Annotated in this window: 16 protein-coding genes; 10 read left to right on the top strand and 6 right to left on the bottom strand. The window is 60.0% G+C overall.

The window, feature by feature from the left end; translation table 11 throughout:
* Positions 1–36 precede the first annotated feature (36 nt).
* Positions 37–1,368 (top strand): dicarboxylate/amino acid:cation symporter, encoded by a 1,332-nt coding sequence (locus DMP17_RS09360; protein ID WP_337828806.1) that lies wholly within the window; start codon positions 37–39, stop codon positions 1,366–1,368.
* A gap of 1,055 nt (positions 1,369–2,423) precedes the next feature.
* Here the strand turns inward: DMP17_RS09360 and DMP17_RS09355 are convergent.
* Positions 2,424–3,326, bottom strand: a complete 903-nt coding sequence (locus tag DMP17_RS09355) for an alpha/beta hydrolase (protein WP_337828805.1) — start codon at positions 3,324–3,326, stop codon at positions 2,424–2,426.
* A 532-nt stretch (positions 3,327–3,858) separates the two neighbouring features.
* Positions 3,859–5,964 (bottom strand): TonB-dependent receptor domain-containing protein, encoded by a 2,106-nt coding sequence (locus DMP17_RS09350; protein ID WP_337828804.1) that lies wholly within the window; start codon positions 5,962–5,964, stop codon positions 3,859–3,861.
* A gap of 103 nt (positions 5,965–6,067) precedes the next feature.
* On the opposite strand from DMP17_RS09350, the gene DMP17_RS09345 reads away from it, so the two are divergent.
* From DMP17_RS09345 to DMP17_RS09330, 4 genes are all read left to right on the top strand, one after another.
* On the top strand, positions 6,068–6,367 hold the full coding sequence (locus tag DMP17_RS09345) for a hypothetical protein (protein WP_337828803.1): 300 nt from the start codon (positions 6,068–6,070) through the stop codon (positions 6,365–6,367).
* Positions 6,360–6,665: a hypothetical protein gene (locus DMP17_RS09340; RefSeq protein ID WP_337828802.1), complete on the top strand. Its 306-nt coding sequence runs from the start codon at positions 6,360–6,362 to the stop codon at positions 6,663–6,665. The genes DMP17_RS09345 and DMP17_RS09340 overlap by 8 nt, the downstream gene beginning before the upstream one ends.
* On the top strand, positions 6,662–8,266 hold the full coding sequence (locus DMP17_RS09335; RefSeq protein WP_337828801.1) for a PepSY-associated TM helix domain-containing protein: 1,605 nt from the start codon (positions 6,662–6,664) through the stop codon (positions 8,264–8,266). Before DMP17_RS09340 ends, DMP17_RS09335 begins: the two co-directional genes overlap by 4 nt.
* A gap of 107 nt (positions 8,267–8,373) precedes the next feature.
* Complete coding sequence (locus DMP17_RS09330) at positions 8,374–9,129, top strand: TPM domain-containing protein (protein ID WP_337828800.1); 756 nt, start codon at positions 8,374–8,376, stop codon at positions 9,127–9,129.
* A gap of 33 nt (positions 9,130–9,162) precedes the next feature.
* Here the strand turns inward: DMP17_RS09330 and DMP17_RS09325 are convergent, their stop codons facing one another.
* Positions 9,163–9,651 (bottom strand): DUF5991 domain-containing protein, encoded by a 489-nt coding sequence (locus DMP17_RS09325; RefSeq protein ID WP_337828799.1) that lies wholly within the window; start codon positions 9,649–9,651, stop codon positions 9,163–9,165.
* A 638-nt stretch (positions 9,652–10,289) separates the two neighbouring features.
* Here DMP17_RS09325 and DMP17_RS09320 point away from each other — a divergent pair.
* Positions 10,290–11,168 carry a hypothetical protein gene (locus DMP17_RS09320; protein ID WP_337828798.1) on the top strand — a complete coding sequence of 293 codons (879 nt, stop codon included), beginning with the start codon at positions 10,290–10,292 and terminating at the stop codon, positions 11,166–11,168.
* 750 nt (positions 11,169–11,918) lie between these two features.
* Here DMP17_RS09320 and DMP17_RS09315 read toward each other — a convergent pair.
* Together DMP17_RS09315 and DMP17_RS09310 are read right to left on the bottom strand one after the other, a co-directional pair.
* The gene (locus DMP17_RS09315) at positions 11,919–12,770 is read right to left on the bottom strand and encodes a hypothetical protein (RefSeq protein WP_337828797.1); all 852 of its coding nucleotides are present in this window, start codon (positions 12,768–12,770) and stop codon (positions 11,919–11,921) included.
* Between the two features lie 690 nt (positions 12,771–13,460).
* Complete coding sequence (locus DMP17_RS09310; RefSeq protein WP_337828796.1) at positions 13,461–14,291, bottom strand: restriction endonuclease; 831 nt, start codon at positions 14,289–14,291, stop codon at positions 13,461–13,463.
* 227 nt (positions 14,292–14,518) lie between these two features.
* On the opposite strand from DMP17_RS09310, the gene DMP17_RS09305 reads away from it, so the two are divergent.
* On the top strand, positions 14,519–15,994 hold the full coding sequence (locus DMP17_RS09305) for a terminase large subunit domain-containing protein (protein ID WP_337828795.1): 1,476 nt from the start codon (positions 14,519–14,521) through the stop codon (positions 15,992–15,994).
* Positions 15,995–16,035: 41 nt separating this feature from the next.
* Here DMP17_RS09305 and DMP17_RS09300 read toward each other — a convergent pair whose 3' ends face one another.
* The gene (locus tag DMP17_RS09300; RefSeq protein WP_337828794.1) at positions 16,036–17,040 is read right to left on the bottom strand and encodes a protein NO VEIN domain-containing protein; all 1,005 of its coding nucleotides are present in this window, start codon (positions 17,038–17,040) and stop codon (positions 16,036–16,038) included.
* A 623-nt stretch (positions 17,041–17,663) separates the two neighbouring features.
* On the opposite strand from DMP17_RS09300, the gene DMP17_RS09295 reads away from it, so the two are divergent.
* The 3 genes from DMP17_RS09295 (at position 17,664) to DMP17_RS09285 (ending at position 23,303) form a co-directional block, all read left to right on the top strand.
* Positions 17,664–21,464, top strand: coding sequence for a hypothetical protein (locus DMP17_RS09295; protein WP_337828793.1), 3,801 nt, complete (start codon positions 17,664–17,666; stop codon positions 21,462–21,464).
* Between the two features lie 148 nt (positions 21,465–21,612).
* The gene (locus DMP17_RS09290) at positions 21,613–22,008 is read left to right on the top strand and encodes a hypothetical protein (protein ID WP_337828792.1); all 396 of its coding nucleotides are present in this window, start codon (positions 21,613–21,615) and stop codon (positions 22,006–22,008) included.
* Positions 22,005–23,303, top strand: coding sequence for an ArnT family glycosyltransferase (locus DMP17_RS09285; RefSeq protein WP_337828791.1), 1,299 nt, complete (start codon positions 22,005–22,007; stop codon positions 23,301–23,303). The genes DMP17_RS09290 and DMP17_RS09285 overlap by 4 nt, the downstream gene beginning before the upstream one ends.
* Positions 23,304–23,307 lie beyond the last annotated feature (4 nt).

Genomic DNA, 23,307 nt, shown 5'->3' with positions numbered 1-23,307 from the left:
GGACCACAATATAAGCGCATAAGGAACGGGGGAGCGATGGATCGCAAACTGACATGGTGGATTTTGGCCGGGATGGTTCTTGGCGTAATAGCCGGATATGCGGTCAACCAGTCGGTCGATGCCGAACTCGCCAAAGTCTGGGCAAGCTGGTTCAAGCTATTGTCCGACATTTTCCTAAGCCTTGTCAAAATGCTGGTCGCGCCGCTGATTTTGTCGACCATCGTGGTCGGCATCGCGCATATGGGCGATAGCGCGGCGCTGGGCCGCATCGGTTTCCGCGCGATTACCTGGTTCATTCTGGCCAGTTTCATCTCGATCGGTCTGGGGCTGTTGCTGGTCAATCTGTTCCAACCGGGCGTCGGCGCACCGGTCGGCGCGCATACGATTGCAGACCTTGGCGAGGTCAAGAAACTCGACGGGCGCGAATTCATTCTCCATGTTTTCCCGCACAATATTTTTGAATCGATGGCGACCAACAATATCCTCCAGATATTGGTGTTTTCGCTGTTTGCGGGTGTTGCCTTGTCGGCGCTCGGCGAAAAGGGCGCGCCCTTAGTGCGCGGCGCGGAAGCCTTGGCCGAAATGATGCTGCAAATCACCGGCTATGTGATGCGTTTTGCGCCGTTCGCGGTGTTCGGCGCGCTCGCCAATGTGGTGGCGATTAACGGCCTTGGCATCCTGTTGACCTATGGCAAGCTGGTATCGGAATTTTATTTCGGGCTGATGCTATTGTGGTTGATCCTGTTGGGGATAGGCGGGATTTTCCTCGGGCGGCGTATTCTTGACCTTGTGCGTTATATCCGCGAGCCGGTGCTGATCGCCTTTTCGACCGCCTCGTCCGAAGCCGCCATGCCCAAATTGTTCGAACAGCTTGACCGTTTCGGCGTGCCGCGCCGTATTTCGGGCTTCATGCTGCCGATGGGCTATAGCTTCAACCTTGACGGGTCGATGATGTATTCCAGCTTTGCGACCATCTTCATCGCGCAAGCCTATGGCATGGAGTTGAGCTGGGGCACGCAGATCATGATCCTGCTCACCTTGATGATTTCGTCCAAGGGCATTGCCGCGGTCCCGCGCGCGAGCCTTGTGGTCATCACCGGCACGCTGGCGATGTTCGGCCTGCCGGTCGAAGGCGTGGCGATTATCCTGGGCATCGACCAATTCCTCGACATGGGCCGCACCGCGACCAATGTCGTCGGCAACGCGGTCGCCACCTCGGTCATCACCAAATGGGAAGGGATGCTGGAAGTCGAAGAACCAGCCGAACAAGACCTCCCCCACGCCCCCGCCCACACCGTCCATGACGGCGCACGCGGGCTGGACCTCGACCCCAGCAATTTCGAGGATGAACGCAGCAAGCCGGTTTAGGGCAGGCAAGGGGGGCGGCGGAGGTTTTGTTCTTCTCCGCCCCTACTGCTTGGTTTTTTCTGCTGTGCCGGAATTGGGGCTTTGGAGAAATAGGGATTCACGCGAAGACGCGAAGGCGCGAAGATGTTCGGGTTCACGCGGAGACGCGGAGGCGCGGAGATTTACGGGCTCGCGTGGAGGCGCGCAAAGAGTCTCGCAGGCCAAACGGAACGTTTTCTCCGCCCAAAATCCTCCCCTGACAAGGGGAGGTGGCGCGCCCGAAGGGCGTGACGGAGGGGTGATGCCCTATCGATAGCGTGACACCCCTCCACCATTTGCCTGCGGCAAATGGTCCCCCTCCCCCTATAGGGGAGGATTCCGGATAGAGATGCGACGGATTTTTTTAAGGGGAAATGGTGTGCTGCTCATCCTCGACGATCTTCGCGGCTTCGCGCCTTCGCGTGAATCCTTTTATATTTGCGGCGGTTTCTCGCAAATCTTCCCGGAGAGATGGTCCGGGATACTCCAACCCAAAACCGGACAGCGCTATTTTTGTAAATGCAACATCCTGCACATCCGATAGGCGTGCAAATAAAGCGTCCCTACAAACCCGATACGCCCGCACCCCCACAATCCCCAAATGAGAGGGGCCGCCGGAGCGGGTGCATCCGGACGGCCCATCAACATGGTCAGCGGACGATCTCCCGTCTGCTTTCGGAAAAATGGTTCTTCGCGCTAGTGGATTAGCAGCGCATTCCCCGAACGGACTTGACCGACCCCCATACTGAACCATGAGACATCGGATCACCTCCTTTCGCTACGTGTGGCGCTCGGTGCGGGATGAAAATCATCGCTGCACGCCATCTTTGTGAGTCATTGTGATTCGCGGATCAAGTCTTGATTTTCAGGAAAATATCGGGATAATACCTGCCTCTTGCAAAGCGAATACCGATGTAAATTCATCCGCTATCCGGGCCGCTCTTATGCGGCCTTTTTTGCGCGGTTTTTGAAAGGAAGGGCGTGGCCTTTAACCGGCCGCGACTAACCATTGTCGGGCGCTAGCGGTCTGGCGCTATTTACTTTTTCTCCGACTTGAAGGCTGCGCGCACGGCTTCGGTAATCGTGGTCGGCATGGTCGAACCATGATCCTCGCCCGACAAGATGCGGGCGCGCACAGTATAGTTTTTGGCGGTCAGTGCGGCGGCGAAACGGTGCAGCGGTTCGGGTTTTTCCTGCTCGCCCACGGTGAGGATGAGCGCGGGGAGGCGCGGCGCATTTTTGGTGTTCCCGGTGCGGACTGGTAAGGTTTGGGGCAGGTTTTGCGGCAGGTTTTGCGGCAAATTCTGCACTTGGCGCAGCATCGCTTCGTCGGCGAGCCATAGCGACGGGCTGGCGGCGGTCACATTGCTGAACATGGCGGGCCGCGTCAGCGCCGCATGGAGCGCGAGCGTGCCGCCGAAACTATGGCCGGTGATGCTGATGCGCGCGGGGTCGATGCGCTGTTCTTTGGCGAGCGCGGGCTGCACAACATAAGCGATAAAGTCGAGAAAGGCGTCCGCGCCGCCGGTCGGCAAACCATGCCCCGGCTGCCCCTCGCGTGTCGCGGGCCGGTCGAAACGCGGCGTATAATCGCGCGCGCGGCGCTGGAGGGTGCCGGAATCAATGCCGACAATGATGCCCGGCTCGACCCCGCTACGCGCCCCTGCCCGCGCGAGCCGCAATGCGGTCGCCACCGCAATCGGAAAATTATCCGCCCCGTCGAGGACATAGAGCAAGGGGAAGCCTTGCGGCGGCGGCGGGCTGTCGGGGATATGGACGAATAAGCGATATGCCTCGCCGCCGGGTGCGGTGACGATGCGGGTGGTGGATCCGGGGAGGGTGTAGGGGGTGGGGGTGGTGGTTGACTGCGCGGGGGTGGGTTGCGCGGTGGCAGTCGTGGCACTGAAGGCCAAGGAGAGCGGAAGAAGAAAATATTTCATCGCAAGATTCCAGTCTAGTCTCCCCTCCCGCTTGCGGGAGGGGTCGGGGGAGGGCCTGTCCGTCAAGAGCGGACCCGCCCGCAAGCACAGCCTAAACCATGCCCTCCCCGACTACGACTAAGAGCCTTCGCTACGCTCATGCTCCTAAGTCTCCGTTGCCCCTCCCGCAAGCGGGATGGGATAAGAGGGCACTCTCCTCCCGCCTGCGCGAGGATGATGGGGTGCGCCTAAATAGCCCCTCCCCTTCAGGGGAGGGGTTGGGGTGGGGTCTGTCCGTCTGGCACAGTGTAAACCGCAAAACCCCACCCCACTGCGACTAAGAATTTTCACTAGCGTTCAAATTCCTAAGTCTCCGTAACGCCTCCCTTGAAGGAGGAGGGGTGAAGGGGTGCGCTATTTTCCGTACAGCCAGCCCCGGCTTCTCGTCATTGCGAGGAGCGAAGCGACGAAGCAATCCAGTGTTGGCGCAAAGCGACTCTGGATTGCCGCGCGCCTTCGGCGCTTGCAATGACGAAGGGGGATTTTGGCCCCCTTAAAAACTCACCGTGGCCGTGCCCCAGAAGCGGCGGCCTTCGTCGAGCATCCAGTTGCCGTCCAAGCCTTCAAACCGGCCGCGTTCGTCGACGGGGATGATCTTGTCGGTGACGTTGAGGACGGCGGCGCGCAGGGCAAAATTATCGTTGACCTTGAAGGTCGCGCCAATGTCATAGGTGGTGCTGGCGGGGCGCAGGCGGCTCTTGGTTGCGCCGTTGCGGAACGCCGACCAATATTGTTTGCCGGTGTAGAATGCCGACGCATAGAGGTTGACCTGATCATCCACATCCCAGCCGATGCGCGCATTGGCCATATGTTCGGGGCTCTTGTCGAGCGGGAAGCCGTCCAGCGAGCTGCCGTCAAACGCCGGTTCGCCGCCGCCTTTGCGCTTGGAGTTGGTGTAGGTGTAATTGGCGCTCACCAGGACCGACGGGCCGACCGGCACCGCGACCGTGGCTTCGATGCCCTTGATCCGCACGCGGTCGACATTGTCATAGACATAGATCGGACGGGTCGGGTCTTTGGGGTCCATCTGGTCGGTGACATAGCTCACCACCTTATTTTTGAAGCGCGTGTCGAACAAAGTGAGGCCCGCCATCAGCTTGTCGGGACCGTCATAGCGCAGGCCGATTTCGGTCGTGTTGCTGGTTTCGGGCTTCAAGTCCGGATTACCGCACAAAGGTCCGCGCGGCAGCACGCCGCCGCCCGAGGTCATGCAATAGCCCGCTTCGCTCTGGCGGATGGTGGGGGCTTTAAAGCCGCCCGCATAGCCGCCGCGCAGGGTGAGGCCCGGAACAATCGTATAGTTTGCATAAACGCGCGGGGTGAAGTGCGACCCGAACTGGTCATAATGGTCGACGCGGCCGCCTACGGTGATGATCAGCGGTTCGACCGGACGCACTTGCCCTTCGCCGAACAGCGCCCAGCTTTCGCGCACTACCTTGTCGACATTGACATAGCCCGACACGCTATCCTGACGTCCGATGCCGGTCACTTTGGCGTGGATATATTGGCCGCCGACCGTCACATTATGCGCGCCGAACGGCACGTTGAGGCTGGCATCGACGGTGGTGTTGGTCAGTTCCGGCTTGTTGAGAAGATTGCCGTTGCTGAAGGTCGCGAAATCTTCATTTTCGCGATAGACCGAAAGGCGCGAGGTGCCGAAATCCCATTTGCCTTCATAAGCGAGGCTGTAATAATCGCGGTTATGGTCGTCGTCGGCGCGCGCGGCGTTGGGCGCAATCGACAGGCCCGGCGTGTCACGATATTCAAGGTCGCTATGGCCGCCCGCCAAGGTGATGCTGTGGTCGGGCGTGATGAGGAAGCTCAGCTTCGCGTTGATATTGCGGTCACGGATGCGGTTGGAGCCGCTGGTCAGCGACTTGGGGAAATAAATATCATCTTCGGCGCGGTTGGCGATGCCGCCATAGACCTGGACGCCGACGCGGCCATCGAACAAGGGCGTGCCGACCCAGAAATTGCCGAGCGTGGTGTTGCCATAATCGCCATCCTCCTGAACGATGCCGCCCAAGGTGATGGTGCCCGCTGCGCGTTCCGGCACTTTGCGGGTGATGACGTTGATAACGCCGCCCATCGCGTCCGATCCATAGAGCGAGGACATGGGGCCACGCACGACTTCGATACGCTCGATAGCGGCGAGCGGCGGCAACAAATGCGATTGCACCCCGCCGGTGCCGCGGTTCATGGTTTCGCGCGTGGTCTGGCGGCGGCCATCGAGCATGATGACGGTATATTCGCCGGGCATCCCGCGAATGACGATGTCCTTGGCGTTATTTTCGCCGTTGATGCTCACCCCTTCGACATTGCGCACCGCATCTTCCAGCGAGGTGAACGGGCGGTTTTCGAGCTCTTCGCGGTCGAGGACCGAGATGCTGGCCGGGGCCTGCGCGATTTTCTGTTCGCGGCCCGATGCGGTTACAACAATCGCGTCGCCATTGTCTGCCGCATCATAGGAAGCATCCGGAGCAGCTTCGGCAGCAGTCTCCGGGGCAGCAGTCTCCGGCACGGCGGCATAAGCGACCGCAGGCATGGCTGCGGTGGCGAGCAAAACGCCCAAAGTGATGCGGAAACTGGTGACGGTCATTGTTGACAAATCCTTATTTGTTGTTGATTCGGACGGCGCACTAGCAAATGCGAGTCATTCGCACTAGAGAGATAATGATATTAATTCGCAATAAGGGGTGAATATGGCCGGAATATTGTTTGCAGGCGGGCTGTTATGCGCGCTGTCGGCGCTGCTTTTTTACGCAGGCGGACGTAACCAGCGCCTGTTGGACCGCGCGCTCGACGGCAAGATTGCGCTGGGCGCAGGCTTTATGACGCTGATCGCCGGCACCGCCTTGCTGCTGCGCCATATGGGGAGCGCGTCGGCGATTTTTACCGCCGCGACCATCTTGATGACCTTGTTCAGCCTGTTACCCTTCCTCGTCCTCATCCGCCCCGATGCAGGCGATACCAAAGCGAAAGGAGCGCGCCGCAATGGCTGATGCCGCCCCCCAACTCAGCAGCAAAAACTGGTTCGGCAAAACGAGCGCGGGGGTCATCTTCGGCTTTGTGCTGGCAATTGGCCTGTGCGGGATATTCGCCGCTTACGGCCCCGGTTCGGTCAGTTTTGAATCCGCACAAGGGCAGGTAACGATGTGGCTCACCGCGCCTTTATGGGCGGGGATATTGAGTTTCAGCTTCCTGTTCCGCGACGGCTGGCGCGCCTGGGGCTGGTTAGGCCTTGCAAGCCTCCTTGTCTGGGGCCTCCTTTTCGCAACCGGTTTTGCAGGAGCCAAATGATGCGCAGCGATATAATCCGCATGTATAAGGATGTGCATAGCTGGGTCGGAATCATTAGCGGCCTGTTCCTGTTCATCGCCTTTTACGCCGGTGCGATCACCATGTTCGAGGTGCCGTTGCAACGCTGGGCCTCGCCCCCCTCTCCGGCCATGCCCGGCTATAGTCAGGCGGTCGCACTCGAAGACACGGACAAGCTCGTCGCGGCGGTCATTGCCGAACATCCGGACGCGGCCAAACGCTATACCATCCATGTCAATGTGACGCCCGAAACCCCGGCGCGGATGAGCTGGACCACCGGCCAGCGGGGCGAGCCGGGGCCGACTTATTATGCGAGCTTCGACAAAACAGGCGAGGTCACTGTCACCGAACAAGGCCCGTCTCCGGTCGCCGAATTTGTCGATATATTGCACCAGCAAATCGGCCTGCCGCTCCCGCACGAACCGGCGATGATGCTGATGGGCGCGGTGTGCCTCCTTTACGCGATTGCGCTGGTGTCCGGCACTTTCGTGCTGATCCCCAGCCTTATCAAAGATCTGTTCCTCGTCCGCCTTGGCAAGAATGTGAAGCGGATGTGGTTGGATGTGCATAATGTGCTTGGGCTGTTTTCGCTGCCCTTCCATATCGTCATCGTGCTGACATCTTTGGTGTTCGCGTTTCACGACCAGTTTTACGAAGTGCAAGAAACCGTGTTCGCACGCTCGATTGTGGCGGAGGAGCATCATGACGAGCCCAAAGCAAACGGCCCGCTCATGGCCCCGCATCTCTTGGTCAAGGAAGTGAACCGGCAACTGCCCTCCTTCACCCCCGAAACCTTGCTTTATGCGCAGGACAAAAAGACCAAGGCTTACGGTCTGCGCGTGCAGGGTGTCGACCCGATGCGCGGGCTGCGCGGGCCGACCTTTGGCGTCGGCATTGTCGATCCTTATAGCGGCGCGATTGTCGGCGATGATTATCTGCCGGGCAAGCAGAGCGGCTGGTTTGCCACCGTCTCCAGCTTCTTCTCGCTCCATTTCGGCAATTTCGGCGGCGCGCCGGTGCGCTGGATGTATTTCGCATTGGGATTAGCGGGCGCATTCCTGTTCTACACCGGCAATTTGCTGTGGGTGGAATCGCGCCGCAAGAAAGAGCGTAAGGCGGGGGCGGTCGAACAGACCCGCTCGACCCGCGCGCTCGCCAGCCTCACCATTGGCGTGATGACCGGCAGCATGGCGGGCATCTCGCTCACTATCGCGGCGGCCAAATGGCTGGGCGGCGGCGCGACCGAGGGACAGCATAGCCTCATTTATTATGCGCTGTTCCTTGGCATGACCGCTTGGGCGTTCGTGCGCGGCGCGGCCAAGTCTGCGCCCGAATTGCTGATCCTCACCGCGCTTGCGACGCTCGCCATTCCGGTGACGAGCCTGCTTGGCGAAATCATGGGCGCGTGGAATCATGGCGGTGCGACCTTGCTGGTCGATGGCGTTGCGCTGTTGGGCGCGGCCTTCTTCCTCTATGCCGCCAAACGCGCCCGCACCCGCGCCCTCCACGGTCCGCGCGATAGCGTCTGGTCGGTCAAGGACGGCCAAGCCCCTGCTATCCCGCAAGAGCCGGTCACGGTCTGAGCGGGCGGGGGCTTTAAGGACTTGGCTTAGCGCCGGAAGCTAGGTCCTGACCCTAGAGCGACGGCCCTTGGAATTGCTGCAAAAGGCGGATATTTACCCGCTATATTTTGCAGGAGAGCCAGATGCGATGCAGGCGAAACGCCAAGGGCCGCACGCTTGAAGGACGCGACCTTGAAGCTGGAAGGGCAATGTCGGGCGCGGGCAAGCGATGGGGGGTGGCGGCGAGCCTCCTCCTCCTCGCAGCCTGCCAGACCGGCACGGCGCCTGACCCGGCGCCTGACCTAGCGGGTGAGCGCGGGCAAGGCTATAGCGTCCATTTTCCGGATAATCAGGCTCCCGAAAAGGGCAGCACGCCGCGCCCTGCACCTTTTGTGATGCCCGCCCCGGCATGGGTTGCCGATAGTGCGGACATCCTCTCGCCCGAAACCGAAGCCGCGCTTATTGCGGATCTTCAGGCTTTGGAGCAGCGCACCGGCCACCAGATGGTCGTGGTGACAGTGCCCAGTTTGGGCGGCAAGGACGTGTCCGATGCAGGGCGCGAAATCGGGATATGCTGGCAGGTGGGACGCAAGGACCATGATGACGGCACGGTGCTGCTCGTCGCCCCTGTCGAACGCAAACTCAGGATATCATTGGGCTATGGCCTTGAAGCCTCTATCCCCGATGCGCGCGCAAAAGCGATTATCGACACCGATATTGTCCCGCATTTGCGCAAAAACGCTTATGATGCGGGCATCCAAGCAGGGGTGGCAGCGCTGATCGCAGAACTCGACCGCGTGCCGCGCGATACGCGCAAGGCGTCGGCAGCCGTCAGGTCGCGACACGCTCAAACGCCGGACGCGGGAAACTGTCCGGCGTTTTAGGGGGGAATTAGGAAAGGTTTAAGGCCGCGGCGGTCAGCGCCCCGATTTGCGGAAATAGCGCCCGCTTTTCCGTTTCCCGTCCGACATGGTGTAGGCTTGCCAGTTGGTGACAAGCCCGCGCGGGGTCTTGGTCAGGGTGAGCAAGGGGGTGCCGCGCCGATATAATAATGTGCCATATTGGTTGCGCATCGAACCGTCACCATAGCTATAAAAGCTGATGACAAGGCTCTGCCCGCGAATCCGCGCCGTGCATTTGATATTCTCGTCGGTCATCACCCCCTGCGCCCGCAAGCGGCACCCGCCATTATTGACCGTAAGCCGCGTGGTGATCGAGCCGGTCAGTTCTCCGCGCGGGACCTTTTCCTGCGCAACATATGTGCCATACCAGCCGCGCGCGGCGGCACTGGGCCGCCCTTGCGCGGCGGCAGGGCTGGCGAGCGTCGCGGTGGCTGCGGCCAGCGCAAAACCGGCCGTCAAAGCGCGGGCAAAGGGGCGGGGTAAAGCAGGCTTCAAGGTCAACATAACAGGCTCCTCCTCATTATCGCGGGGCCCACTCCGGCATGGGGGTAAGCGCCGGAAGGAAAAACGGACACCGCGCACGCCGAGACAAGCATAAGCCGGATAACGCCAAGCTGAACAATATGTTAGGCGCAGGTTTAGATTGAAGGGAGCGGGGGAGGGAGGCGGTGCTATATGCACCCTTCCTAGCGAGAGAGGGGCAAAGGGCATAGCCTGTCGGGGGGTTGGTAAATGTCGGACATCCCCAACCCCTCCACACCCGCAATCTCTCTGCGCCTCTGCGCCCCTCCCAATCTCTGCGCGAACCCGCAGCCCTATCGGCCCACGCCACCCCTTCGCGCCTTCGCGCCTTCGCGTGAATCTGCTTCCTGCAGACCCTGTGCAAGGCTGCAAGGCGTTATGGTTTCACGCGAAGGCGCGAAGGGATGTGGGGCTATATGTAACAAGGCCTATAATAACCAAATAGGTAAAAATAGCTTGACACCATAACGCTGATATGGCACAGAAAGTGCATCGTCGGGAAATGCGCGAGTCGCACCTTGTTGGCGGGGCGCTCGGTCAAGCGGATGCCAAATCCGCTCCATCCTGACCATATTTCCCGCCTGCCGCGTCCCTCCCCATCATCATAAAGGATAGTTGCCATGACCATGGTTTATGCGCGCATGTGGCGGTTGCGACCGGCGGGCGCGGTGCTGCGCCGCGCGATGCTGCGGCGGGCGACGCGGTGGGAAAAGCGGTTGCCGCCGTCGATGCGGGCGGCTCCGGCGCGCGATTGTGCCGGTGAGGCCGCTTCTGCCCCCGTCCCCGTGACCACCTCCGCCAGCCACACCCGTCACGCCTCCCCCCGTCAACCTTCCCCCCGCCCGCGCGCCAATGGTCCGGTGTGGAGCGGGCGGCTGCGTCATCATTTTATCAAAGGGCTTGCCGCGACCGGCAATGTCCGCCGCACCGCGCGCACGCTCGGTGTGCATCACACGACTTTTTATGCGCGCCGCAAAGCCGATCCCGGCCTTGCCGTCTTATGGAAACAGGCCATGAAACTCCACATCAATACCGTGATTGACCAGCTCATGTTCCGCGCCGCGTTCGGCTGGGAGGAAGATGTCTGGTATCGCAACGAGCATCTGGGCAAGCGGCGCGTCTATGACCACCGCATGGCGATGCAGCTTGTGCTATTCGTCGATAAACGCGACCGCGAGGACCGCGCCGAAGCGGCCGCCTTGGCCGCCGAAACTGCGCGTATCGCCGAAGCCTCTGGCGGGCGGATCGGGCGGGCTGGCGGAGGGGCTGGCGGGGGCGGCAACGGGGAGAGCGGCGCGGGGGAGGAGGGCATCAGCCCCAACCACGCGCTCATGCTCGACCTCATGCACCGCCACCGCAACCGCCATCCGCAAGAATGGGACGGCGATGTGCATATCCAAAGCGGGTTCGACTTTGGCGACTGGGAAAGCTGGGTAGCAGGCTATGAAGCCCGCCGCCGCAAAGGCGAAGGCCGCGCGCTGGACGACGGGGCGGGGTGACGGGGGGGTGTGGGGCAAATAGTCCCATCCATCCACGTGGCTTCCATACACGCGCTTCCCCTCTGCCCCTCCTTTTTCCTCTGCGCCCTCTGCGTGGAATAAAGGGGCGGCTGTATATCGAGGGCGTGCCGACAATGGATTCACGCGAAGGCGCGGAGGCGCGAAGGGCTTGGGGTGGGTTGAAAGGGCCACGGGTTCACGCAGAGATTAAGGAGGACCGCAGAGGCGCAGTGAGGGAGGGCTGTGGGGTCGGGTCCGCTATATCGCCTGCTCCTTTTCAGCGGGATTGCGGCTTATCAGGAATAAATTTGCTGGCAGGCCACAGTAAGTCAGGGCCCTTATGCCGAGGGAGAAGAAGCCATAGCGGAACCTTAATCTCGTGGCCTCACCCACGCGCGATCCCTTAGCGTCCTCCCTTCCTCTCACGTCTCTGCGTGCACCCAAATCCTCCCCTCAAAAGGGGAGGTGGCATTTGCGTAGCAAATGACGGAGGGGTGATGTCCTATCGAGAGGGTGATACCCCTCCGTCACGTGCTTGCGCGCGCGCCACCTCCTCTTGGCAGGGGAGGATTATGAGGAATTCCGCTCTGACGCCTTTCCGGAAACGCCCTAAGCCTTCCCCAAACCGGACCGCAGCGCCCCTATCTCCGCGCCTTCGCGTCTCCGCGCGAACCTTCAAAATGACGCCACAAAAAAATCACCCCGGCAAAAGTGCCAAGTCACACCCCCGCCGCACTTACCCAGCCGGACCTACCCCGCCGGACTATGCTCTTCTTTACCGGGCCTTTCCTTGTTCGCCAGTGCGAGCATGGTTGCCAGTTGGAACGCGACGAGGACCGCGCCGATGGCGATTGCGTAGACCCCGTCCGGCCCCAGAAACCAGGCGGTGAATCCGGTCAGCGCGACAAGGAAAAGCAGGCCGGGGAGGAGGTCTTGCCAGCGGTCGATATGGCCGCGGCGGCGGTTGGGATTGCGCAGTTGGCGGCCGATGGCAAGGCTGTTGACGCCTTGCAGCCCCAGCACCACTATGCCGCCGACCGCCAGCGCGAATTGCGGGATGGTGAGCGCATAATCGGGCGCATGGCCGAGCGCATAAAATTGCGCCATCGCGCCGATACCGATCAGCGTCAGCACGACCATTTGCGTGCGGTGGATCCAGCGCGCGCGGGTGCGGCAAATATCCTGCGCTTCGGCGTCGGCGCCGCACGCCGCGTCTCCGGTCGGATCGCGCGCAAGGCAGAGCGCCATCGCGCCCAGCACCAGCCCCGTCACCACCAGCGCCGCAAGCATATCGCGCGCGGCAATGATCCGGAAAATCAGGCCGCAAAAGAAGAGGACCGGCACCAAGGCGGTGAGGCTCAACGTCCAGCGCCCGCGAAAATGGCGCGCGGTATAGGCCGCATCATCGCGCCAGCCGACAAAGGCCTGACCGATCGCGGCGGCGATACTGACGATGAATAGCGCGAAAGGCGCTTGCGGCGCACTGGCCGCCACACCCGGAACAAAGCTCAGGGCAAAGGCGATGATCATCACCGCGATTAAAATCTGGCGCATACGGTGCGCCGGTCCGGTCGCTGGCATCGGGGCCAGCCCAGCCGTCATTTCTCCCATAATTCAGGGAGTTTGTCATAAGGCGGGCGATTATGCAAGGGGCGTCCTGTCCGGACAAAAATGCCCCCGCGCACGCCGTGGACGCAGGTGCGGTAAGCGGTTGATGCGGGGGCGCTTGCATGGGGTGTGCGGGGGTGGCGGATAGGTCGGGTTGCATGGGTGGGTGACGGGTTTGGCGGGGGTGTGACTTGGCGCTGTTGGTGGGGTGATTCTTCGGACGTGTCTTTTAGTAGGTTCGCGCGGAGGCGCGAAGGCGCGGAGATTGGGTTCGCTGTGGTCCGGTGAGGGCGTACAGAGTTCCCGTGAGGGCGTTAGAGCGGCATTCCAAAAATCCTCCCCTCAAAAGGGGAGGTGGCATTTGCGTCAGCAAATGGCGGAGGGGTGACACCCTATCGAGAGCCGGACACCCCTCCGTCACGACCTCCGGTCGCGCCACCTCCCCTTCACAGGGGAGGATTATGAACCGCGCGGGCCGTTGCCCCAACGTAGGTCGCTCCACCTTTCTTATCAGGGGAGGATTAAGCGGCTCACGCAGAGGCGCAGAGGAAGGGAGGGCGCAGAGGGTGGTGTTTGCGTGGACGGGCGCGGGTTATGTCGTCGGATATTTTGCTTTCCCCTTCGGGCGAAGCGGGCCTTCAGAGCGAATGGCGCTGCATGCGGTGCAGCGCGCATGACATCAATTTAACCCTGCTCGCTTATCTGTTGGGCAAAGGCAGGTAATGATGAATGATGCAGAAGATGGACGCTGAGCGTTTGAGCCTCCGTCTGGGCCTGCCGGGTAAAGCCTGTCGGCGCGACCACGCAAGCAATATTGCCATTATATAATCTGACAGCAGCATTGATTTCCTGTACTGCTTTATTCCCTACAGGTTGAGAATAGCGTTTGCATTGGACAACCATCCGCCATTGATCCTTCTCGGCAATAAAATCGGCCCCACCGTCTCGCGTGGCCGGTGTCATTTTTATAACCCATCCGGCTTCGTGCAGGATGGCAGCGCAATGCCGTTCATATTCCATCGGCGTCAGCGTCGCTGCATCCACACAAGCCAGCGGATTCGCTTGCCGGTGCGCCTCAACCAGAGCAACGGTTTTTGCGTGCACAAGATGAGCGGCTTGCTGTCCTGAAGAAGTAAGCCGCCATTTCGTAAAATGCTGAATTTCGGGCACGACATTGTTTTTGAGGAAGATATTGATCTTTTCCTGCCATTTTGCATCGTCGATATTGCCGAATAAATCTTCGCGCCGCGATTGGTGGAAATAGGAGATAAGCGCATTTTCATGGGCTGCGATCGCGCAAATCAGTCTTTCATGCAGCATCTCGCTTTTTTTGCGCTTCCGCATTTGATGCCAGAAAAACCAAATCACCGGAACGATTAGAAGCGCGAGTAGAACCGGAAGCAATTTTTCAATATTGCCAAGGATAAGGCCAAAAGCGCAAAACCCGGCAAGGGGTATGGCAATCTTTTCGACGCCATCCAAAGGCCCATTCTTCTGTTTGCGATTTGTGGTCATATTTCCTCCGTCGCGGTCTTGGTAAGCGGCAAAAGTTAATATGCTGATAGGGGCAGGGATTTTTAATCCGCTTGAAAGAAATAGGGAAAAGTGAGCGAAAACGCGGTGGCGTTCAAAGTGATGCCATGCGCTTTGCTGCTGGCGGCGCTCCCTGCATTTTATGATTTTCTCTGCCCATCCGCATGAGCCCCTAACCCTTCTTCCCCCCACATAAAGGAATCCGTTCCATGCCGCGTCTACCCCATGATCCGCGTCCGAGTTTTCTGGATGCCAAGGTCGAGCCTCAAGATATTGCGACCGCGCTTGCCTATGCGCTGGACGCAGCGCCCGACGAGGCGGCGGCGGTGCTGGGCAGTTGGGCAATGACCGCGCGGCGCTCGCAAATTCCGCACCGGCGCAACTGGGATGTGTGGGTGATGATGGCGGGTCGCGGCTTTGGCAAGACGCGCGCCGGGGCCGAATGGGTGCGCCAGCTTGTCGGCGACCCCCATCATCGCGGGCCCAAAAGCCATATGCGGATCGCACTTGTTGCCGCCAGCCTTCACGAAGCGCGCAGCGTCATGGTCGAAGGGGAAAGCGGGCTGCTCGCCCTTTATGCCGCGCATCCCGACGATGCGCCGACCTGGGAGCCTAGCCTGCGCCAGCTCAGCTGGCCCAATGGCGCACGTGCTTTCATTTATGGCGCGGCAGAGCCCGATGCGCTGCGCGGGCCGCAACATCATTATGCGTGGTGCGACGAAATTGCCAAATGGCCGCATGGCAAGCGGGCGTGGATGAATTTACGGCTGGGGTTGCGGCTGGGCCTGCGCCCGCGCGTGCTGGCGACCACCACGCCGCGCTATTGCACATTGGTCAGCGATCTGGTGCGCGATGCCGATAACAAGGCTTCGGTGATTATCAGCAGCGGTCGGATGGACGATAACCGGACCTGCTTGCCGGTGTCGGCCCGCACCGCGCTGCGCGACGATTATGGCGATAGCCGGATCGGGCGGCAGGAGCTGGATGGCGAGCTGTTGGAGGGCGCGGACAATGCGCTGTGGACGCCCGCTTTGTTGCAAGCGGCGCGCGCGCGCTATGATCCGGGCTTGCCTTGGCGGCGGGTGGTGATCGGGGTCGACCCGGCGACGACAGGCAATGGCGATGCGTGCGGGATTATTGTCGCCGCGCTGCTTGATCCGGCAAGTGATGACGGGGACGCGCTGCAAGGCGGGGACAGCCGCTATGGCGCGCCGCCGGGCCTGTTACCGGGCCTGTTACCGGCTATTTCGCCGCATCCTTGCCGCGCGGTCATCCTGTCCGATGAAAGTGTGGGCCACACCGGGCCGAGCGGCTGGGCCGCGCGCGTCAATAGCGCCGCGCAAAAATGGGGCGCGGGACTGGTCATCGCCGAAAGCAACCAGGGCGGCGAGATGGTGCGCAAGGTGCTGGAAGCGGCAGGCTGCTCCATCCCCATCCGCCTCACCCACGCGCATAAAAGCAAGACCGCGCGCGCCGAACCGGTGTCGGTCTGGTATGAAACCGGCCGCATCGCCCATGCCGACCTCTTCCCCGAACTGGAAGCCCAAATGTGCGGGCTTACCATGACGCAAGGCTATATCGGCCCCGGCACATCCCCCGACCGCGCCGACGCCCTCGTCTATGCGCTGACCGCTTTATTGAGCGACGGTATGGCGTCAGGCCCGAGGGTGCTGGGGTGGGGGTGAAGGGGCCGCGGATTGTTGTCGCACGGCCCCTTGTTTGCGGCTTATCGCTTATAGGAAAGGCGTGCTGCTGTGGCCTCCCTTATGGTAAGAATGGCACCATCTTCCGTGTGCCACTCGCCCTTGTCTGCCGGATAAAAAACGGTGTTTACCGGCACAGCGGGAGGAGGCGCAGCAAGATTTGATGCGACGAAAATGACATATTGTGCGCGATGGTCGGCGTGGCGCATTTGTGTATATTCGTTCGGCGTCAATTCGCAAATTCCGAACGGCCCCGACAGGCCTTTAACTTCAACTTTCCATTGCACCTTTCTGTTAATCAAGACTTCCAGATCCCATCCCACAGCATCCCGTTCGACCGATACGATTTTGCAACGGGGGTAGATGGCCTTAAAATGTGCAGCGGCCGATTTAACGGCTTTCTCCTCGATAATCTTGCGGGCTTCCGGGTCCATATTGCGTGGTGATTTTCCGCTACCGGATTTATTCTTTTTGGCGTTCGCCATGCGCGCATCATAATTGTCGATATAGCGGATGACTTTTTTGTCGACGGCAGGGGCACCATACCATGTCGGCTTTTGGCCGAATCCTGCACCGGGCTTTTGGCGGCTGCTCATGATTTGGAAGCTGCGTGCATCTTCGGGAATACAATAGGCGTCCTTGTAGGCACAGGTTGCAGCATGATAGACACGAGATCCGTTTATCGTGAATTCGCCTTGGCGACAGTGGCGGTAAACGGTTGCGTTGCGATACCATCCGACAATTTGCGTGACATTGGATTTCGGATGGCGCGCAATCCAGACGACAAGCACATTGTCGATTTTTTCGTCTGACGGCTTCGCGCCCAGCCTTTTGATATTTACGGCATCATCAGTGCCGGGAGGGCGATATCCCTGAGCCTTATTATCTGACGTTTTTTTAAAGTTCGACGCTTCATGCCCATGCTTTTTGTCGGCGAGATAGCCGTGCGCGCCCAACGTCGGATCATCTGCAGCCGGGCCGTTATAAAATTTCATCCAGCCAATATTGAAATAAATAATCTTCTGCATCTGTTACGCCCCCTTTTTTGCGAATTCTACATATGTGTTAATGTCCGCATATTATTTTTATTTCAACAAAAATAACATCTTATGTCCATATCGGGTGAAAAGGATTTGCGGTGTGGAATTGGTGCAAAAATAGAAGAAGAGAGAGAATGAGCTTGGTGATGCGTGCGTGCGGATAATTTTCGTGGTCTGTGCAGCCTGCGCAGCCGGTAGCGGGACAGCGCGTTATAGGTTAAAATAACCAAAAAGGTTATTTTAACCTTGACAAATTAACCTTGTTCTCTTATATCAGGGGAACATTCAGACATGGTGATTCCGTGGGTCGGGGCAGTTTTGTGGCTGCCGTCGGGGGCGGGCTTTATCCTTATGTCCGGCTTTTTCTGCTGTGCCGCTTTGGGGTGGCGCAGGGGAGGGGCGGGCAGCGGGGTGTCGGCCTGTGCCTTTGACCGGTTCCGGTCCTGAACGGCCTGTATCAGGCGGGCCGTGGGCGCGCCTTTTTGCGCGCCGCGACGGGCGGGGAGCGGCGAGTATCAAAATGTCCGGATGTATTGTCCGGACCATGCCGTCTGTCCGCGACCCCCGTGGGGGCGGGCGTCATGGTCGCTTACGCTTCGATGGAGAAACGCATGAGTACTCCCGTAACATCTACCTATAATTTCGCCAATGCGACCGGGCCTTTTGCGCCGGTGCAGAGCAATGGCGGTGCGACCGGCACGTCGCTTGCCATTGTCGGTTCAGGGGCGAGCTATTCGGCGGGGCGCTTGTCCTTGCCGGTCAATTGTTATCTTGATGGCGGCAATGTCGGCATCAATCTGCCGACCAGTTCCGACCTAGCTTTGACGCAGACTCCTGCGTCGATGACGCTGGAATGGACCGGTATCCTTCCGGCGGACGATGCGCCGCTGGTCAGCCTTCAGGAATGGAACAAGGCGAGCATGAATTTATGCGCGCACTGGCAACCGGGCCGCGTGCGCATCTATGTCGAACGCGAAGGCTCGCCGTTGGAAATGATCGAAAGCATTAGCGGCTATTCGATGACCAGCGAAGAAGTGGTCGGCGTGCGCTATGACGATAATCCCGGCGGCGCGGGCGGCACGATTACCTTCCTGCGTAACGGTGCGCCGTTCGGCCCTGTGCAAAATCTGGCCTATAAGGCACGGGTGACGCCGCAATGCCAGTTCCAGTGCAACGCATCATTGGGCAATACGTCCGATTCCGCGCTGCAACAGGTTAAAAGCATCGCGCTGACCGTCAAGGAAACACAGGATGGCGGCACCGGTGGTCCGGATGACCTCACCGTTTATGGCGATCCCGGCACGCGCTTTCCGCTCGACATTGATATGCAGGGCGCAAGCGGCAATTATACGCTGTCGGTGCCTTCCGGGCTGTCGCTGGTCAAGCGCGTGGTAACGCCGACCCCGACCGACAAGTCGAGTAGCTATGTGCTGGACAGCAATAGCAGCAGCTTTACCCCCGTGCAGACCAATGGCGGTGTGACCGCCAACAGCTTGACGGTCGTGGGAACGGGCACAAGCTATTCGGGCGGTTATTTCAACCTGCCTGCCGGTACATATCTGTCCGCTGGTGCCGCCGGGATTGCGCTTCCCACCACCAATGATCCTGCAACCACCCAGACCCCGCTTTCCTTTACGTTGGAATATACCGGCATCGTTCCGGTGGGGAGCGCGGTGCTGGTGTCGCTTTATGATTATAATAAAGCCTGCTTCCAGTTGAACACGCATTGGCAAGCCGGGCGGGTTTCGGTCAATATCGACCGTGGCACCACCAATATCACGCTGCTCAGCGATACCGGCCTTTCCAATAGCGCGGAAGAACGGATCGGCGTGCGTTATGATGATGATGTGGCGGGACCGGGCGGCACGGTTACGTTCCTGCGCAATGGTGTGCCTTTTGGCGCGCCGCAGTCCATCGGCTTCAAGCTGCGCATGACACCGGCGGCGGAATTGCAGTGCAATGCGTCGATCGGCAACACGTCCAACGCGCAAAATCTGCAAGTGAAGTCGGTGCGCGTGACGCTCAATGAAATTGTCGGCGTGGAATCCTTTGTGCCGGTCACATCGGGCACGGTGAGCGCGGCGGATATTGAAGAGCTTTATGTCGATGCGCTTGCGGTCGGCACGGCACAACCGCCCCGCACTATCAGCTATACCCCCGCAGGCGGCGGCACGGCTTCGACCGTCACGGTCATTGTCGGTCCGCTCGATATTGCAGCCGGTGTCGCCTATCGCGCGGTGCTGGAGGATTGGTCCAGCGGTGCGGCGGTAAGCCATGCCAATATGCTGGTGATGACGCGCCCGGCGCGCCAGAATTGCCAGTTCGAAGACAGCGTGCTTGGCGCCAACCAACCGCGCTGGATGGAATGTCTGCCGCAAGGCGCGGTGCCGGTCATTGGCGGTATCGCTTATTATTGCGAAGCGGTGCGGATGGACGATTATGTCCAGTTCCAGTTCGGCTATGACTGGACGGCGGCGGAAATGCCGAGCAATCCGTTCGGCGATCCGTCGGGCAAGGAAAGCTATATGGTGCCCCATAAATGGCGCATCGAGGACAAGAATGGCGTGCTGCTCGGCATGATCGAACGTCCTGATGGCGGTCCGCTCAACGGCACCGATGTTCCGGGTATTTTTGAAGGCAGTTATGATGGCCGGGACGTTCCGATCACCAATGCGACCGACAAATGGTATCCGCGCGGCACCGTGCGTTCGGGGATTATCTGGCGGTCGAAAGCGCCCGATGCTTATGACCAGACATTTATCAACACGCATCTGCCGCGTTATGATGTGACCATCGGCTATGCGTCGCACCTTGGCTATTCGGTCAATGGCGGGGATATGCGTCTGGGTGGCGCAGGCCAGCTTAACGGCTTTGCCAATTGTCGCTCCATGCCGTACGAACCGACCGATTATGCCACGCTGCAAACCCAAGTCGGTGTGACCTCGGATCCGTGGAAGGGCCTTTATCATTCCGATGCGTTGATGCCCAATGCTGCGGTGTGGCTCAAATATACGCCGTTCAACCAGTCGGGCCGGTCGCCGGTTACGGGGCCGGGCGGTGCGCGCGATGACCGTGCGGCCTTCCCCGAACCGGTGGGGCAATATATGTATGATGTCGCCGCAACCCGTCCGCATGACGGCCGCCCTTGGGCGACCATCGCGCTGGATTATATGACGGCTTATGCCAGCGATCCTTACCACGCTTTTGAAGGCGGGCGCTGTGTGCCGGTGTTCAAGGGGGTTCATGCCAATCGCGATGCGGGTCTGCGCAACCATTATTACGGCTATGGCGAAGCATCGCGTCCGGCCAACCGGAGCTGGTATATCGAAGGCGGTCGTCCTTACGAGTTTGCCGACGGTTACAGCCCGCTCACCTGCAAGGTGCCGCGTGGCGGTTCGGCGGCGCGCAAGCCCTATTTCGGCACCAACCAGATCGACCTGCTCCACGCGCACCAATTCCCGCACTGGGGGTCGTTGCTGTGGAAAACCCCGGAATTTGCGTTCCTCGGCCATCGCTTCAGCGATCAGGCGCGTCTGTATGAAAATATCATCCTCAATTCCGGAAACGGGTATCCGGGGATGTTTGCCGAACGCTCGGCGGCGTGGCAGTTCCTCCACCGCGTGATGTGCTGGAAAACCGGGTCGAAAAATTCGGACCGTTTGTACAGCCGTGCCGAAACGCTGGATTTTGTCGTCAAGGATTTCGAAGCCTTTAGTGACCGTTTCAAAACGAGCACGCCCGGCTTTGACAATCCGCCTGCGAATATCATGACGAACGGGCAAATTGATCAGGCGCTTGCGATCTATGCTGCGACCCACCGTTTCGGTCCCTGTGTCGGGGGTGATAATGATTCGATTGCCCAGCATGATTTCTACATCGGTTACTGGCTGACCGCTTTGGCGATCGGCGAACGGTTGGGCTTTAATGCGGCGGTCCGGGCAGCGTCTGCCAAAGCAGGCGCGGTCATCGACTGGCTCATCGCCCAGCACCGCAAGCGCATTGTCGGGCGCATCAATGATGCTGCGCGCGCCAATACGGGCAGCACGGTGGAATATTATTTCATCCTGTGGAGCGGAAGCGCGCTGGCATCGTCGGGCGGAAATGTCGCCGCATTGCCGCAAAATTATGCGGATGTGGAGATTCAGAACGGCACTGTCGCAAGCTGGGATATTTTCACCACCGGCGGCGCGACCTACACCAAAGACGGGCAGGCGATGGACCAGATTATTGCAGGACCGTCCATCCTGCGTGCGCAACTGGGACAAAGCGGCAGCGACCTTGCGAATGCCGAGGCCAGCGCGACTGGTTGGCGTAACCAGAAAAAGACCGAGCAGGAAGCGCTGGGCGCTTTTGGTGCGGGTTCGACCTGGTTCCGCTATCTGCAAGCGGCGAATAACCCGGCCATTTCATAAGGCCGTGCGTAAATATTGGCCCGTTTTGCAAAAAACGGGTCGATATTTTGCCTAATCACTTATTAAGAGAGGCGGGCTATACGGTCCGCCTCTTTCTTTTTTCAAAGGGCAACCGGACCAGCATGGCCGGGATGGGAGCTTTGCCGATATGACATTCCGTTTGTTCCTGCTCATTGTCGCAAGTGTCAGCCTGTCCGCGCTGGCGCAACTGGCGCTGAAAATCGGCACAAGCGCGGCGAAAAGCGGCGCATCGGGGGCGGCCTCTGCCTCTGCTTCTGGCGCGGGTCTTGGCGGCGAAATGGGCGCGCTGCTCCAATCGCCGATGGTATATGTCGGGCTGGGGCTTTACGGGTTCGGGGCGCTGTTATGGCTGTTCGTGCTGGGCCGCGCGCCTTTGTCGCTGGCTTATCCTTTTGTCGGCATGGGTTTCATCCTGACTATGGCGGCGGGCAGCTTATATCTGGGCGAACATTTGAGCGCGGGGCGTTTGATCGGCACATTGCTGATCGCTGCCGGATGCGTTCTGGTGGCGCGGTCGGCATGACGCTTTTGCCCCCTCGCGGGCGCGTGACGGCGCTTCTTATCCTGCTCGCGCTCATTGTGCGGGTGGCGGCGATACTGGTGCTGGACCAACCGCTCGAAAGTGATGGCCTTGCCTATTTCACCATGGCGCAAGGCTGGGTCGCGCGTGGTGAATGGGCCGATATTTACGGCCAGCACGCTTTTTACAGCGCAGGCTATCCGATGCTGCTCGTGCCTTTTTTCGCGCTGTTCGGGGCGAGCGTCGGCGTGGTGTTGGCGGTCAATTTGCTCTTATGTGCGCTCACCGTCTGGCTGCTGGTGCGGCTGGGGGAGAGGCTGACCGGCACGCCGCGCGCTGGCTGGTTGGCGGCGGGCGTTTATGCGCTGTGGCTTCCGGCCATCTGGAATGCGACGATGGTGGCAAAGGAAAATCTGTCGACGCCGCTCCTGTTGGGCATGACGCTCGCGGCGCTCGCGATTGCGCGCGGGGAGAGGCCGATGCGCCATGCAGCGATTGCGGGGCTGTTGTGGGGCGCAGGATTGCTGGTAGGCGGCTCTTCGCTTTTGCTGTGCGCAGGCGTAGCGGTCGCGCTCTTATGGCTATGGTATCGCAAAAATGCGGGGCTGGCCTTGAAAAGCGGGCTGTTGTTCAGCCTTGCCGCCCTACTCATCCTGTCGCCCTGGCTTTATGCGACGCAGCAGATGGTCGGAAAAGCGGTGCTGACAACCAATGGTGCGTTCAACCTCTATCTCGGCAATAATCCGGCTGCGACCGGCAAATTTATAAGCATTGCCGATACGCCGTTGGGCGAAGGCTGGAATGAAACGCGCGTGGCTTTGGGCGAAGTCCGCAATGCCGAAAGGTTACAGGCGGCGGCGCGCGAATGGATTACTGCCCATCCGGTAGAGGCGGGTAAACTTGCGATTGCCAAGCTTGGCTATTTTTGGGAGCCGAATATGCCCGACGCTGCCGATTTCGCTGCGTCCAAAGCGGTCGCGAGCATCCGGCTGGTTGATATTGTCCAATATGCGTTCATCCTTCTGTTCGCATGTGCCGGTTTTGCCGGACGGACTATCGCGCGTGCCGACAAGACGGTCATCGCCGCAATGGTTGCCGGCTTCTGGCTTATCCATGCCGCGGCTTATATCATCATGCGCTACCGCGATCCGGTGATGCCCTTGCTGATCGTGATGGCGGGCGCTGCGCTGGCGCAAGGCTGGCAGCGTTTCGATGCGCGCCGCGCGCATAAGGGGGCCGGATTTGCAACATTATCGAGCGTAGGATCGGGCGCCGGATCTGGCGCAGGGCGGAACTGACGAT

The organism is Pseudonocardia sp. TMWB2A, assembly GCF_017312135.1.
This window is presented reverse-complemented; position numbering and strand designations above follow the sequence as displayed.